General features: G+C 72.9%; 13 protein-coding genes and 1 pseudogene. 9 read left to right on the plus strand and 5 right to left on the minus strand.

The genetic code is table 11. The features are described 5' to 3' along the window. Positions 1-8 precede the first annotated feature (8 nt). Together JHAT_RS03040 and JHAT_RS34945 are read right to left on the minus strand one after the other, a co-directional pair. Entirely contained in the window at positions 9-1,301 is a 1,293-nt protein-coding gene (locus JHAT_RS03040; protein WP_171990717.1) for a helix-turn-helix domain-containing protein, read from the minus strand. Positions 1,302-1,456: 155 nt separating this feature from the next. Beyond that, positions 1,457-1,729: a hypothetical protein gene (locus JHAT_RS34945; RefSeq protein WP_143660345.1), complete on the minus strand. Its 273-nt coding sequence runs from the start codon at positions 1,727-1,729 to the stop codon at positions 1,457-1,459. 281 nt (positions 1,730-2,010) lie between these two features. On the opposite strand from JHAT_RS34945, the gene JHAT_RS03050 reads away from it, so the two are divergent. Both JHAT_RS03050 and JHAT_RS03055 read left to right on the plus strand, forming a co-directional pair. After that, complete coding sequence (locus JHAT_RS03050) at positions 2,011-2,373, plus strand: hypothetical protein (protein WP_077796449.1); 363 nt, start codon at positions 2,011-2,013, stop codon at positions 2,371-2,373. Beyond that, positions 2,370-3,029 (plus strand): nucleotidyl transferase AbiEii/AbiGii toxin family protein, encoded by a 660-nt coding sequence (locus tag JHAT_RS03055; RefSeq protein ID WP_077796450.1) that lies wholly within the window; start codon positions 2,370-2,372, stop codon positions 3,027-3,029. The genes JHAT_RS03050 and JHAT_RS03055 overlap by 4 nt, the downstream gene beginning before the upstream one ends. Before the next feature lie 78 nt (positions 3,030-3,107). On the opposite strand, the pseudogene JHAT_RS35130 reads toward JHAT_RS03055, so the two are convergent. Continuing rightward, positions 3,108-3,470: pseudogene (locus tag JHAT_RS35130) on the minus strand (IS21 family transposase); the annotation flags it as partial. Positions 3,471-4,010: 540 nt separating this feature from the next. On the opposite strand from JHAT_RS35130, the gene panD reads away from it, so the two are divergent. The 3 genes from panD to JHAT_RS03075 are packed head-to-tail and all read left to right on the plus strand — an operon-like array spanning position 4,011 to position 5,566. Then, positions 4,011-4,430: an aspartate 1-decarboxylase gene (gene panD / locus JHAT_RS03065; protein WP_077796451.1), complete on the plus strand. Its 420-nt coding sequence runs from the start codon at positions 4,011-4,013 to the stop codon at positions 4,428-4,430. 26 nt (positions 4,431-4,456) lie between these two features. Next, positions 4,457-4,801, plus strand: a complete 345-nt coding sequence (locus JHAT_RS03070) for a GNAT family N-acetyltransferase (protein WP_107481809.1) — start codon at positions 4,457-4,459, stop codon at positions 4,799-4,801. A 60-nt stretch (positions 4,802-4,861) separates the two neighbouring features. Beyond that, positions 4,862-5,566, plus strand: a complete 705-nt coding sequence (locus JHAT_RS03075; protein ID WP_171990718.1) for an aspartate/glutamate racemase family protein — start codon at positions 4,862-4,864, stop codon at positions 5,564-5,566. Positions 5,567-6,094: 528 nt separating this feature from the next. Here the strand turns inward: JHAT_RS03075 and gndA are convergent. Beyond that, complete coding sequence (gene gndA, locus JHAT_RS03080) at positions 6,095-7,534, minus strand: NADP-dependent phosphogluconate dehydrogenase (RefSeq protein WP_077796453.1); 1,440 nt, start codon at positions 7,532-7,534, stop codon at positions 6,095-6,097. 283 nt (positions 7,535-7,817) lie between these two features. On the opposite strand from gndA, the gene JHAT_RS03085 reads away from it, so the two are divergent. After that, positions 7,818-9,161 (plus strand): transglycosylase family protein, encoded by a 1,344-nt coding sequence (locus JHAT_RS03085; protein ID WP_077796454.1) that lies wholly within the window; start codon positions 7,818-7,820, stop codon positions 9,159-9,161. Here JHAT_RS03085 and JHAT_RS03090 read toward each other — a convergent pair. Continuing rightward, positions 9,151-10,446, minus strand: coding sequence for a DMT family transporter (locus JHAT_RS03090; RefSeq protein ID WP_077796455.1), 1,296 nt, complete (start codon positions 10,444-10,446; stop codon positions 9,151-9,153). The genes JHAT_RS03085 and JHAT_RS03090 overlap by 11 nt on opposite strands. Before the next feature lie 227 nt (positions 10,447-10,673). Here JHAT_RS03090 and JHAT_RS03095 point away from each other — a divergent pair, with 227 nt between their 5' ends. From JHAT_RS03095 to glgC, 3 genes are all read left to right on the plus strand, one after another. Further along, complete coding sequence (locus JHAT_RS03095; RefSeq protein ID WP_077796456.1) at positions 10,674-11,438, plus strand: (2Fe-2S)-binding protein; 765 nt, start codon at positions 10,674-10,676, stop codon at positions 11,436-11,438. A gap of 82 nt (positions 11,439-11,520) precedes the next feature. Next, a complete protein-coding gene (gene glgA / locus JHAT_RS03100) occupies positions 11,521-12,696 on the plus strand; it encodes a glycogen synthase (protein ID WP_077796457.1) in 1,176 nt (391 codons plus the stop codon). A 54-nt stretch (positions 12,697-12,750) separates the two neighbouring features. Next, complete coding sequence (gene glgC, locus JHAT_RS03105) at positions 12,751-13,971, plus strand: glucose-1-phosphate adenylyltransferase (RefSeq protein WP_077796458.1); 1,221 nt, start codon at positions 12,751-12,753, stop codon at positions 13,969-13,971. The last annotated feature ends 15 nt before the right edge of the window (positions 13,972-13,986 follow it).

A 13,986-nucleotide genomic window follows, 5' to 3' on the forward strand; every position in this document is an offset into this window, starting at 1 on the left:
TGACTCCTTCAGATGGTGGAGGGGCGCGACAACGTGCCGAGTCGCGGTCCCAGCCGGCGTACGGAGGAATGGTTCGCGTGGCGCGCCAGGGCGCGGGCGAGCCGTCTCAGGTCGGCCGTGACCGTGGCGGAACCCACGGCCTCCACTCCGTCGAGCAGGGGCGCCGCCAGGTCGCAGGCGTGGTCGATCTCGCCGGCCGACGCGTAGGCGAGTGCGCGGCGGACGCCGTACCTGACCTGGGTGCGAACCGCGTCCTCGTCGACCAGGGCGAGTTGTCGGTCCAGTTCCTCGATCGCCTCCCGCGGCTGTCCGAGATCGACCAGGCACCAGCCGGTGACCATGCCGACCGGATCGGGAAGGTGCATGGTGCCGATCACCGGCTCGTCGGTCCCTTCGTCCTGGAGAGAAAGAAGCGCACGCGCGCGGTCCAGCGCGTCCAGACAAGCCCGGCGATCACCCGCCAGGGCGTGGCCCTGGGCTTCGCGCTGTGCAGCGAGCCCGCGTATCCGCGGGGGCAGGGCCCTGCTCTGCGCGCGACGGGCCAGAGCGACTGTCTGCTCGGCGTCGTCCCGGTACAGCGTGACCAGGGCCCGGCGGACCAGCGCGTAACCCGCCAGTGCCCGGTCGCCGCCGGCGGCCGCCAGATCGACCGCGCGCTGCGTCCACCACAGAGCCGCCCGCTCGTCCCCGGTCTCCTGCACCAGCCAGCCGACGTATTCGGCGTACCGGGACCCAAGGGCCAGCAGGTGGGGACGGGTGCCGCTGTCACAGTGGGCGGACAGTTCCCGCAGGGTGTGGGTCTGTGCGATCAGAACGGGCAGGAGTAGACCGGGCGCCACCGTCTGGCCGAGTCTGCGGTAGTGGGTGAACAGCGAGCGGGAGGCTTCCACCATGTCCGCGCCCGCGGCTGGCGAGGCCGGGCCTGCGCCGTCGGACCGCCACGCCATCAGCGAAGCGGCACCGGCGCCTATGGCATCCCGTCGACTTAAGGGCTGGAAGGTGTTCGGGCCGTCCGGCGACAACTGCATGATCCAGTCCTCCTCGTGGACAAAGCCCGGCGCCGGATCGACGGGCGGGTTGGTGGTCTCTGATGCGAGCAGGGACAGCAGGGCCCCGCCGGCCCTGAGGGCGGCGTCACACAGGCGGGCGAGATCACGGCTGGGGGCCTTCAGGCCCCGCTCCACCTTGCTCAACTGCGCCTTGCTGTAGTGCACGGAGCCGGACAGGGCGGTGAGGCTGAGCCCTGCCTCCAGACGCCGCTTCCTCAACTCCTCGCCGAACCCGGTGGACGGCTGTGGCACGGAAACCTCCAACCCCTCCCGCCATCGGCCGAGTCGGCGCTGCACGTAGCGTGCGGCAGTCTGGCCGGGGCGGACAAGACGATCGATGCTGTTTCCCGTTTCCTTCTCCGACATGGGAACGCGACATGCGCGGCAGGGAGGACCGGAGAAACGGACTATCTGGAAGGCGTGCCGAAAAGGGAGACGGTCGTGCGCTCGACCACCCACCGGATGACGTCCAGGCCACTGCCGTGGTCCTCGCCACGCTCGGCGATCACCGGTGTGATGCCGAGAGCCCGCACAAGACGGCGGTACGTGTCATGGCCGCAGCCGCGGTCCGCGAGCAGGGCATCAGGCCGTCGGCGCGGGCGGCCGACCGGTCCCGCTACCCGCGGGATGTCCTGACCGTCGCCCGCCGGGTGCACTCTCGTCCACTGCGCCGACGCCATGGGCCTCCTCGGGACCGTCGTCATTCCCGACGCCGAGACGGAAGCCGCAGCCGACTCCATCGCGGCGGTCCTCCTCCTGACCTGCTGTGCCACGATCACCCGCGCCCGCGAGCGGGGCTGGTCCCAGGTCGGCAGGGCAGCTGGTTGCTACGCCACCTGGGGTTGTACGGGTAGGCCATGATGAGCGTCCGAGAAAGGGGCGGGCGGCGCCCGACCCGTACATACGGCAGGGGAGCTCCGTTTCCGCCATGCCGCCGCCTCCCAGCAGCGATACTGGATGCATGGACTCGACGATCACCGCCCCCCGCGCCGAGGTACTGCGGGACCGCTACCGCAGCCGGCTGCCCGAGCGCTTGCAGGAGCTGGTCGGCCCCGTCGAGGGCAACGTGGACCTGCCGCTCCACATCGTCTGGTCCGGGCGGACCAGCTACAGCCTGGACCGTCCGAAGTCCCGCATGACGCTCTACCGGACCGTCCTCGCCGAAGGACTCCGTGAGGACCTGGTGGCACTCCTGCACCACCGGCTGCTCACCGAGCAGTGGCCCGTGCTGCGGCGCTTGATCAGCCCCTACATCCGCGAGGTCTGGGAGGACGCTTTCCCCGAGCTGCTCCGCACCGCTCCGGCCGACACGGCCGCCGCGTGAAGCTCACTCCGCTCCACGAGCGTCTCCTCGCCGACATCCTCGACATCGGCTCCCCCTACCCTCTGGTCCTCACCGGCGGATACGCCGTGCAGGCCCACGGCCTGGTCGAACGCTTCAGCCGCGACCTCGACGTCGCCACCGAGAACCCCGCTCCGATGCAGGAGATCGTCGCCTCACTCACAGCGGGTCTCAGCGAGCGCGGATGGCGGACCACGCACGTCCAGACCGATCCGCTCAGCGGCCGTTTCCTCGTCACTGAGCCGGACACCGGTGAGGAGTGCGAGGTCGACGTCCTCAAGGAGGCGTTCTGGGCCCCTCCCGCTCAGACCCCCTACGGCCCTGTTCTTTCCCTCGATGACGTGATCGGCACCAAGGTCCGTGCCCTCGCCGACCGCGGCACCGTCCGTGACCTCATCGACGTCCAAGCTGCCTCCCGCCACCGCTCCACCGCCGACCTCGAATCCCTGGGCCGCCGTCGTGCCTACGACGAGTTCAGCCTTGAAGACCTCCGGGACAGGCTCATTGGCGCGGAGTGGTACGAGGATGAGGACTACACCGCGTATGGGCTCACCTCCCGCCAGATCGACGAACTCAAGGCGTGGGCACTGGAGTGGGCGGAGGATCTGGGTGCGCGGATCCATGACGAGAACGCCTGAGAAGGGGGCATCGCGAGGGGCAGCTGAGCGATGCCCCGCAGTGGACTCACGGCGAAGCTGGGCTGCGGCAACGGTCAAACATTGCATCCCGCTCCCGCTCCCAAAGCCTGTCCGCGAAGCCGGATCCGCGGGCCGATAGGCCGGCCGCAGATTTCGGACCCGGTCCTTGAGCACGGTCAGGCTGCGGTCCCAGCCGATCCGCTCAACGATCACCGTCGCCGGCATATCGGGCCACTGATCGAGCGGTTCACGGATCTGCGGCTCGACCGCGTCCACGATCGAGCCCTTCGGCGCCCGCTGGTACTTCGGCGGCGCGTCGTCCGCGATCGCCCTGCAGACGGTGTTCCTCGAGATCCCCGGCTTCCTCGCGGTCGCCCGCACCGGCATCCGCTCGGCCCGGTGAAGCCGGCGGAGCTCCGCCCAGTCCTCCACGCTGATCACCACTCCTCCCGGCCTGACTCAACGAGTTTTGGCAATCTGCGCAGCGCCCGGCCAATCGCCCTGCCGCTCGATCCGGTCGGGCATGAAAAGGTCAGGCTGCTCATACAGGTTCGTGCGCAAGAACCGCAGCCGCCGTACCCGTGCCTCATCTGCCTGCTACTGAGCAAGGTCTTCCGGTGTGCTCTCCGAGAGCGCCAGTTCTACACGGGCAGTCAGACACCGGTACCTGGTGGCGCAAGGCGGCGGGGTGGCTTGAACATTTTCGGGGCCCGGTGCCGAGGATGGCCCAGTGCTCGAGGCAGCGCCTGTCCACCTGAAGTGTCGTCAGGCAAGTCAGCATCCGGTCAGCATGAGCCGTCGGCCTTTCCTGGAGGATTGCTTGAACAGACGCCGGTGCGGCGCGAAAGCCCAGGTGTGAAGCCGTCTCGCCCGAGCGGAGCGATGTTCCTCACAATTCTCGACCGGCGTGTTCCGGTGTACAGTCGACACCGCCCTTGACCTGCACAAAGCAGGCAGGGAGCCGACTTCTAGGAGTCCAACGTGCTGCGCACTATGTTCAAGTCCAAGATCCACCGCGCCACCGTCACCCAGGCCGACCTGCACTACGTCGGCTCCGTGACGATCGACGCCGATCTGCTGGACGCCGCCGATCTGCTGCCCGGTGAGCTCGTGCACATCGTCGACATCACCAACGGCGCCCGACTGGAGACCTACGTCATCGAGGGCGAGCGGGGTTCCGGTGTGATCGGGATCAACGGGGCCGCGGCCCACCTCGTCCACCCCGGTGACCTGGTGATCATCATCAGCTACGCTCAGGTCACCGACGCCGAGGCGCGGTCGCTGAAGCCGCGGGTCGTGCACGTGGACCACGACAACCGCATCGTGAAGCTCGGTGCGGACCCGTCCGAGCCGGTGCCGGGATCAGACCAGGAGCGCAGTCCTCAGGCCGTCTCGGCCTGACCCCACTCCGTACGAGGAGCGTGCCCGTGAGCGACATCGAGATCCGTGACGACCGTGCGGCGGGCCGCCTCGAGGCGTGGGGCGACGGCGAGGTGGTCGGCCGCATCGAGTACTTCGTCCTGGACGCCCCCGAGCGCGCCCTCGTCCCCGTGCACACCGTCGTGGAGCCGGCGCACGAGGGCAAGGGCATCGCGGGTTCGCTGGCGCGCGAGCTGTACACCAGGGCGAGGGGCGAGGGCGTCCCCGTCGCCCCGCTGTGCCCCTACGTGGTCAAGTGGGCCGAGCGCCACCCGGACGAGGCCCCCGCCGCCGATCCCGAGCTTTTGCGCGCGGCGAGGGAATGGCTCGTGGCCCATCCCGACCGGTTCTGACGGCAGGACCGAACGACGAGGACCGCTAGACCGAACGACAAGGACCAGGAGCCCGTACGCGTGCTGGCCCTGCTGCACACCTCGCCCGTCCACGTGCCGGTCTTCGACGCCCTGCGCGACGAGGAGCACCCCGGTCTGGAACTGCGGCACCACGTCGACCCCGGGCTGCTGGAGCGGGCCCGGCGCGAGGGGCCGCAGGCGGTGCGGGCCGACGTGCTGGCCGCGCTGCGGCAGGCCGTCGCCGGGGGAGCGCGAGCCGTGCTGTGCACCTGCTCCACCATCGGCGGCGTCGCCGAGGAGGCCGCCGACGGGGCCGGGGTGCCCGTGCTGCGGGTCGACCGGCCGATGGCCGCCGCCGCGGTGGCCGCCGGTCCGCGCGTCGTCGTCCTCGCCGCGCTGGAGAGCACGCTCGCGCCGACCCGGACGCTCGTCGAGGAGGAGGCCCGGCGTGCCGGGCGCCCCGTCGAGGTGCGCACGCTTCTGGTCGACGGTGCCTGGCCGTGCTTCGAGGCAGGGGACACCGACGGCTACGCACGTCTGGTGGCGACCGCCGCGGACGGGGCCGGCGACGCCGACGCGATCGTCCTGGCCCAGGCGTCCATGGCGCCCGCCCGGCGGTGGACGAGCACCCGGGTCCCGGTGCTGGCCAGTCCCGGGCCGGGACTGGCCGCCGGTGCGGAGGCCGCCCGGAACGGCCCGTCCGCGGCCCGAGGGACCGTGGGCCCCCTCGGCCACTCGGGCCCCGCCCTTCATACGCGGGAGTGAGTGGGGACACCGCAGTCGGGTAGGCGGGGGACAAGTCCAGAGCCGCTGTCGACCGACTGGCCGGAGGACCCGCCATGACGAACCCGTATCCGGACCCCGTCCCGCCCGGGCCCACCCCGGGGCCCACTCCGGGCCCGGACCCGACCCCCGCGCCTCCGACGCCCGGGCCGGGCCCGGACCCGACGCCCCCACCACCGGGCCCCGGCCCGGTACCGACCCCGCCACCCCCGGGCCCGGGACCCGAGCCGACGCCCCAGCCCCCGGGACCCGGCCCGGGCCCGGGGCCGCAGCCGGCGCCGCCCCCGCATCCGGGCCCGCCGGAGCCCTCCCCGTCGCCGATCCCGCCGGGACCGGAACCGGTGCCGAACCCGGAACCGGGGCCACCCCTCAGCTGAGGCGCGAGGCGAAAGACGGAAGGCGCGAGGCGAGAGGCGCGAGCCGCATCGTGCGACGGCGGTGGGCGACCACACCGGCCGCCCACCGCCGTGGGCTCTCCGCGGACCGTCCCTCACGGCCCGACCGCGACGCCTACGCCGTGACCTCCGACCGGTCCCCGCCCCAGAGCGTGTGGAACGAGCCGTCCCGGTCCGTCCGCCGGTACGTGTGCGCCCCGAAGAAGTCCCGCTGCCCCTGCGTCAGCGCCGCCGGCAACCGATCGGCGCGCAGGGCGTCGTAGTAGGCGAGGGCCGCCGCGAAACCGGGCGTGGGTACGCCCTGTCGGACGGCGGCGGCCACGACCTCGCGCCAGTCGTCCTGGGTGTCGGCGATCTCGCGGGCGAACGTCTCGTCCGACAGCAGGCTCGGCAGGTCGGGCCGCGTGTCGTACGCGGCGCGGATGCGGTCCAGGAAGGCCGCGCGGATGATGCAGCCGCCGCGCCAGATCGAGGAGACCGCGCCCAGGTCGATGTCCCAGCCGTACTCCTCGCTGCCCGCCGCGATCTCGTGGAACCCCTGGGTGTACGACACGATCTTGGACGCGTACAGCGCCTGCTCCACCCGGTCGGCGAAGGCGGCGGCCTCCGACCCTCCCAGGGCCGTGGCCTTCGGGCCCGCCAGCCCCCGCGAGGCCTCCCGCAGCGCGGAGTGCCCGGACAGCGACCGGGCGAAGACGGCCTCGGCGATGCCGGACACCGGCACCCCCAGGTCCAGCGCGATCTGCACGGTCCAGCGCCCCGTGCCCTTCTGCTCCGCCCGGTCGAGCACCACGTCCACGAACGGCCTGCCCGTCGCCGCGTCCACGTGCGACAGCACCTCCGCCGTGATCTCGATCAGGTACGAGTCCAGGCGGCCGGTGTTCCAGGTGCGGAAGATGTCCGCGATCTCGGCGGGGGAGTACCCGGCGACGTCCCGCAGCAACTGGTACGCCTCGCCGATCAGCTGCATGTCGGCGTACTCGATGCCGTTGTGCACCATCTTCACGAAGTGCCCGGCGCCGTCCGGTCCCACGTGCGTCACGCAGGGCGCCCCGTCCGCCGCCTTCGCGGAGATCTTCTCCAGCATCGGGCCCAGCGACGCGTACGACTCCTTCGAGCCGCCCGGCATGATGCTCGGGCCGTTGAGGGCGCCCTCCTCGCCGCCGGAGACGCCGGTGCCGACGAAGTGGATGCCCTGCTCGCGCAGCGCACGCTCCCGGCGGCGGGTGTCGGCGAAGTGGGCGTTGCCCCCGTCGATGATCATGTCGCCGGGTTCCAGCAGCGGTGCGAACTCCTGGATCACCGCGTCGGTCGGGTCGCCGGCCTTCACCATCACCACCAGGCGCCGCGGGCGTTCCAGCGCCGCCACGAACTCCTCCGCGGTCTCCGCGGCCACGAAGTCGCCCTCGCTCCCGAACTCCTCCACCAGCGCGCGCGTGCGCGACGCGGTCCGGTTGTGCACCGCGACCGTATAGCCGTTGCGGGCGAAGTTGCGGGCGAGATTGCGGCCCATGACCGCGAGTCCCGTCACGCCGATCTGCGCTGCAGTGCTCATTGGCTTGGCTCCTCATGACCTGGGTGTCGGTGGTGCCGGTCGTGCGCGTCAACATGCCGCCGGACCATCCTGACGTGCCGGTGCACCGGCCGCACGTTCTGATCCGGCGGACCCCAGTACGCACGGGAAGGGCCCGCGGTCTCAGCGGCCGGACGTCCCGGCCGGCCAACAAGCGTGGTTTCTCCGCCACTTGGCGTGGTCAACCGGCCGATTGCCGTCTTGTCATGGCCTGTTACCGGCGCTTACTTTTGCCCCTCCTGACGCAATGTCGAGGGGGACACCCATGGCCGTACGCGGCCGGCACCGCCGGTACCAGCCGAACAGGATCAACCGGGCCTCACTGACCGTCACCGCCGGAGGCGCCGGGATCGCGCTCCCGCTCATGGGCGCCGGCACCGCCCACGCGGCCGACGCGGACACCTGGGACAAGGTCGCCGCCTGCGAGTCCAGCGGTGACTGGGGCATCAACACCGGCAACGGCTACTACGGCGGCCTGCAGTTCACCCAGTCCACCTGGGAGGCGTTCGGCGGGACCGCGTACGCGCCGCGCGCGGATCTGGCCACCAGGGACCAGCAGATGGCCGTCGCCGAGAAGGTGCTGGACGGGCAGGGGCCCGGCGCCTGGCCGGTGTGTTCGGCGAGGGCCGGACTGAGCCGTGGCGGCGGGTCCCCCGACATCGAACCGGCCGGGGGCGCGAAGAAGCCCGCCCCGGAACGGGACGGGAAGGCCACCGGGACGTCACCCGGCAAGTCCGCCGAGGAGGCGGACCGGAAGGCCCCGAAACCCGCCCGGACGGCCGGTGAGGCACCCGACGTGCGTCCCCAGACCACACCGCAGTCCCGGGCGGGGAAGGCCCGGATGTACACGGTGGTCACTGGCGACACCCTGTCCGGCATCGCCGACAGCCACCAGGTCCCGGGTGGCTGGCAGGGGCTGTACGAGGCCAACCGCCGCTCGATCGGAGCGGACCCCGACCTGATCATGCCCGGCCAGCGGCTGGCGCTGCGCGGCGAGGGCACCGCCACGGCGCCCCGCGCCGAGGGCCGGACGTCCCGGGCGGACGAGCCGAAGCAGTCGAAACAACCGAGGCAGTCGAAGCCGTCGAAGCAATCGAGACAGTCGAAGCAGTCGAAGTCATCGGAACAGCCCAGGAAACCGGCCGGGCCGAAGCAGTCCGAGAAGTCGTCCACGGACACCGCCGGGGGCAAGGCCGCGACCGGTCACGCCCTGGTGGCCCCCGTCGACGCCTCCACCGGCACGCCGTACCACCAGGCGGGCTCGTCCTGGTCGAAGGGGTACCACACCGGCGTCGACTTCCCCGTGCCCACCGGCACGTCCGTCAAGTCGGTCGCCGCGGGCCGGGTCGTCAGCGCGGGGTGGGGCGGTTCCTACGGGTACCAGGTCGTGGTCCGGCACGCCGACGGCCGCTACTCCCAGTACGCGCACCTGTCGGCGATCTCCGTGAAGGACGGCCAGTCCGTGGGTGCCGGACAGCGCATCGGACGGTCGGGCGCCACCGGGAACGTCACGGGCCCGCACCTGCACTTCGAGGTGCGGACGGGGCCCGGTTTCGGTTCGGACGTCGACCCGCTGGCGTACCTGCGGGCCGGCGGCGTCAGGATCTGATCCGCACCCGGCGCCGGTCGAGGACGGGCAGCGGGACGTACGGGCCGCCGTAGAAGGGCCCGTAGGAGATGAGCCGGTCCTCGGCCGCGGGCTCCGCCGGTTCCCGGGCCGCGTACGCCTCCGCGGCGGGCGCGGTGACCGGGACCGGGACCGGCGGCGGCACCGGGGCCGGGCCGGGGAGGGGCACCTTGGCGGACCGCGGGGCGAGCGGCCGCCCGCTCCCGCCGTCGACCGGCAGGCCGTCGACGGGGGCCGCGACCGCGGCGGCCGCGCCGACAGCCGTCACCGAGGTGCCGGCCGCCGCCCGTGCTGCGGCCGAGGCGGAGACCAGCGGTTCGCCGAGTTCGCCGGAGACCTCCTGCACCTCGGGAACCCCGTCGGCCCCGAGGAGCACCTCGGTCCCGCCCCCGGGCACCGCCCCCTCCGCCGCATCCTCCGCGTCGGCCTCCGCAGCCTCCCGCGAGAGCCGTTCCGTCGTCAGCAGGATCAGTCCGCCCGCGGCCACCACACCGCAGCTCAGGGCGAGCGCGGTGCCGGTCGTGCCGTGGCGGAAGGTCTCGCCGAACATCATGATGCCGACCACGGCCGCCACCACCGGGTTCGCGACCGTCAGCACGGCCAGCGGGGCCGCGAGGCCGGCGCCCCGGTAGGAGGCCTGCGACAGCAGCATGCCCGCCGTGGCGAGTACGCCGATCACGGCCAGGGACGGCAGGTCGGCGGCGGAGACACCGCCGGCCCAGTCGACCGCCACCGTCTTGGTGAACACCGAGGACATGCCGAACGCGATGCCGGACGCGGTCGCCAGCAGCACGCTGCGCACCGCGGGATGCCGGTGCGCGGCCCGGCCGGCGGCCATCAGCGCCACGATCGCGCCCGCGGTCACCACGGCCACCGCCACGCGCTGCGCCGTGTCCAGCGACTGGGCACCGGACGCGCCGACCAGGGACAGCAGACCGGCCAGACCGGCCGTCGCCATGATCGCGCCCCGCCATGCCGTCGCACCGGCCCGGCGGCCCACGAACAGCGCCGCCATGGGCAGCGCGAACACGATGGTGAGGGCCCCCAGCGGCTGCACCAGGCTCAGCGGACCGAAGGCGAGTGCCACGACGTGCAGCAGACCGCCGAGGCCGTTGAGGCCGACCGCCGCCCACCAGCCGGGCCGGCGCAGCGGGGCGTACCGGACGTCGGTGGAGGACGCCGCGACCCGCTCCTGCACGATCGCTCCGCCCGCGTACGCCACGGCGGAGACGAGCGACAGCAGCACGGACAACGCGAGGGCGCTCATCGGCTGCTCCTCTGCGGCAGGCGGGGGCTCTCGGCCCGGCGCGGCGAACGGTCGTCTTCCATGGACAACACGATGCCGTCCCGGGATCTTCCCGTCGTCGTCCCTGAGCACCCCTTGGGTCCTACTGCCGATGGAGTATCAGGGCGGCGCCGTCCTCCCCAGGGTGGGCGTCCCGCGCCGGGGACCCCCGACCGCGCCCCGCAGGGGCCCTGATACTACTGCTCCCCGTGGACCTCGACCCCGGGCTCGCCGCCCTCCGCCCGCTCGGCGGCTTCTTCGTGCTGCACGCCTTCGGACCGCCTCCGCCCCGGCCGCTCCCCACCCTCGCGCACGCCTGCCGGGAGGGCACCGCGGACGGTTCCGCGGACGGCCTCCCGCACGACCCCCTCGCCTTCCGGGTTCGGAAGACCGCCGCCGCCCTCGGCACCCCCGAGGCCCGGGTCGCCGCGTCCGTGGTGCACCAGGGACTCGCCGCCCGCCTCTGGTCGGTGACGCTCGGCTGCGCCGCCCTGTACGGCAGGGTCCCCGGCCTGGACCCGGACCTGCTGCACTGGGACCCCGACGCCTCCGCCCCCGACGACCTGTGGCTCGCCGAGGTGCGCCCGCGGCCGGCGGACGCCGCCACCCTCGCGGAGGTCGTGCTCGACACCCACTTGGCCCCGCTGACGGCGGCCCTGCGCGCCCGGTACCGCCTCCCGCCCGGGCTGCTGTGGGGCAACGCCGCCTCCGCCCTGGCCGCCTCCGCGCGCGAGCTGGACCGCTGGGCCCGCCGCCACGGCCGCGGCGACGCCGCCGCCCGCGCCCGCTCGCTCACCACCGGCCTGCTCGCGCACCCCCTCCTCACCGGGACCGGCACCCTGACCGGCACCGTCTTCCGGCGACGCAGCTGCTGCCTGTACTACCGCGTGCCCGGGGGAGGCGTCTGCGGCGACTGCTGCCTCTCCCGGCCCCCGCGCTCCCCACGGCCGCCCCGGCCCTCCCCGCCTCCGTGACCTCCGGGGCCCCGCGCTCTTCCCCGGGCGCCCCGTCCGGGTGACCATGGGGGGACCAGCCGCCGAGCACGGGAGGTTCCGGGTGCGTGTGGGACTGCTGACCCGGGAGTATCCGCCCGACGTGTACGGCGGCGCGGGCGTCCACGTCGAGTTCCTCGCCCGGGAACTCGCCCGCCTCGTCGACCTGGACGTGCACTGCTGGGGCGAGGGCCGCACCGACGGCGTCCTGCGCCACCGCCCCTGGTCCGCGCTCGACGGCGCCAACGACGCGCTGCGCACCTTCTCCGTGGACCTCGCCATGGCCGCCGCCCTGGAGGGCCGCGAGCTGGTCCACTCCCACACCTGGTACGCGAACCTCGGCGGCCGGCTGGCCCAGCAGCTGTACGGCATCCCGCACGTCGTGACCGCCCACTCCCTGGAGCCGCTGCGTCCCTGGAAGGCCGAGCAGCTCGGCGGCGGCTACGCCCTGTCCGGCTGGGCCGAACGCAGTGCCGTCGAGTCCGCCGACGCCGTCGTCGCGGTCTCCGGCGCCATGCGCGAGGACATCCTCGCCTGCTACCCGGCGCTGGACGCGTCCCGGGTCCACGTCATCCACAACGGCATCGACACCGCCCTGTACCGGCCCGACCCGGGCACCGACGTCCTGGACCGGATCGGCCTGGACCGCTCCCGGCCGTACGTCCTGTTCGTCGGTCGCATCACCCGCCAGAAGGGCGTGCCCCACCTGCTGCGGGCGGTGCGCGGCATCGACCCGGCCGCGCAGGTCGTGCTGTGCGCGGGCGCCCCGGACACCCCGGAGATCGACCAGGAGTTCCGCGACCTCTTCGCCGGACTGAGCCGGGCCCGCCGGGGCGTGCACTGGATCCCGCGGATGCTGCCGCGCCCGGAGGTGATCCAGCTGCTGACCCACGCCGCCGTCTTCGTGTGCCCCTCGGTCTACGAGCCCCTGGGCATCGTCAACCTGGAGGCGATGGCCTGCGGCACGCCCGTCGTGGCCTCCCGCGTCGGCGGCATCCCCGAGGTCGTGGCGGACGGCGAAACGGGGGTACTCGTGTCCCGGGACGACAGCGGGAGCGACCACGGGGACGACGACTTCGAGGCGGGCCTCGCCCGGGCCCTGGACTCCGTCCTCGGTGATCCCGAGGCCGCCCGGCGGATGGGAGAGGCGGGACGGGAGCGCGTGGTGGACGAGTTCGGCTGGGACGCGGTCGCCCGCCGCACGGTCCGTCTCTACGAGGAGACGCTCGAACAGGCATAGGCGGCCCGGCCCACGGGCAGGCATGGGCCACCGACGAGGGTGAGGGGAGCGGCCATGCGTCGTGGTGGTCCTTCGGTGCTCGGGATCGTGCTGGCGGGCGGGGAGGGCAAACGTCTGATGCCCCTGACCGCGGACCGCGCCAAACCGGCGGTCACCTTCGGCGGCACGTACCGCCTGGTCGACTTCGTGCTGTCCAACCTGGTCAACGGCGACATCCTGCGGATCTGCGTCCTGACGCAGTACAAGTCGCACTCGCTGGACCGGCACATCACCACCACCTGGCGGATGTCGAGCCTGCTCGGCAACTACGTCACCCCGGTCCCCGCCCAGCAGCGCCTCGGTCCGCGCTGGTACCTGGGCAGCGCCGACGCGATCCTGCAGTCGCTGAACCTGGTGCACGACGAGCAGCCCGAGTACGTCGCGGTGTTCGGCGCCGACCACGTGTACCGGATGAACCCGCGCCAGATGCTCACCCAGCACATCGAGTCCGGCGCGGGCGTGACCGTGGCCGGCATCCGGGTGCCGCGCACCGAGTCGTCGTCCTTCGGCGTGATCACCCCGGGCTCCGACGGCCGGACCGTGACCGGGTTCCTGGAGAAGCCCGCCGACCCGCCGGGACTCGCCGACGACCCCGAGCGCGTCTTCGCCTCGATGGGCAACTACCTCTTCACCACCAAGGCCCTCGTCGAGGCCCTGCAGCGGGACGCCGAGGACCCGCGTTCCGTGCACGACATGGGCGGCTCGATCCTGCCCCAGCTCACCGACCGGGGCGAGGCCGCGCTCTACGACTTCAGCACCAACCACGTGCCGGGGGAGACCTCCCGCGACCAGGGCTACTGGCGGGACGTGGGCACCCTCGACGCGTACTACGACGCCCACATGGACCTGATCGCCGAGCGGCCCGCCTTCAACCTCTACAACCGCGACTGGCCCATCTACACCCATTCCACCCAGCTGTCCCCGGCCCGGTTCAACGCCGGCGGCATGGCCAGCGAGTCGATCATCAGCGCGGGTTGCCTGATCCGCGGCCAGGTCACCCGGTCCGTGCTGTCACCCGGCGTGGTGGTCGACCCGGGAGCGGTGGTGCAGGGCTCGGTGCTGCACGACAACGTGCACATCGGCCGGGGCGCGGTGGTGCGCGGGGCGGTGCTGGACAAGAACGTCGAGGTGCCGCCGGGCGCGACGATCGGCGTCAACCCGGAACGGGACGCCGACCTGTACACCGTGTCCAAGGGCGGCGTGATCGCGCTGGGCAAGGGGCAGCGGGTGCCGTGACGGACGGGACGGCTG

The sequence above is a fragment of the Streptomyces sp. JHA26 genome (assembly GCF_002005565.1).
Taxonomy (GTDB): domain Bacteria; phylum Actinomycetota; class Actinomycetes; order Streptomycetales; family Streptomycetaceae; genus Streptomyces.

Excerpts from the sequence above, each read along its gene's own strand:
- JHAT_RS34945 (WP_143660345.1), bottom strand. The coding sequence starts at position 1,729 with ATGGCGTCGGCGCAGTGGACGAGAGTGCACCCGGCGGGCGACGGTCAG.
- JHAT_RS03050 (WP_077796449.1), top strand. The coding sequence starts at position 2,011 with ATGGACTCGACGATCACCGCCCCCCGCGCCGAGGTACTGCGGGACCGC.
- gndA (WP_077796453.1), bottom strand. The coding sequence starts at position 7,534 with ATGAGCACTGCAGCGCAGATCGGCGTGACGGGACTCGCGGTCATGGGC.
- JHAT_RS03085 (WP_077796454.1), top strand. The coding sequence starts at position 7,818 with ATGGCCGTACGCGGCCGGCACCGCCGGTACCAGCCGAACAGGATCAAC.
- JHAT_RS03090 (WP_077796455.1), bottom strand. The coding sequence starts at position 10,446 with ATGAGCGCCCTCGCGTTGTCCGTGCTGCTGTCGCTCGTCTCCGCCGTG.
- glgC (WP_077796458.1), top strand. The coding sequence starts at position 12,751 with ATGCGTCGTGGTGGTCCTTCGGTGCTCGGGATCGTGCTGGCGGGCGGG.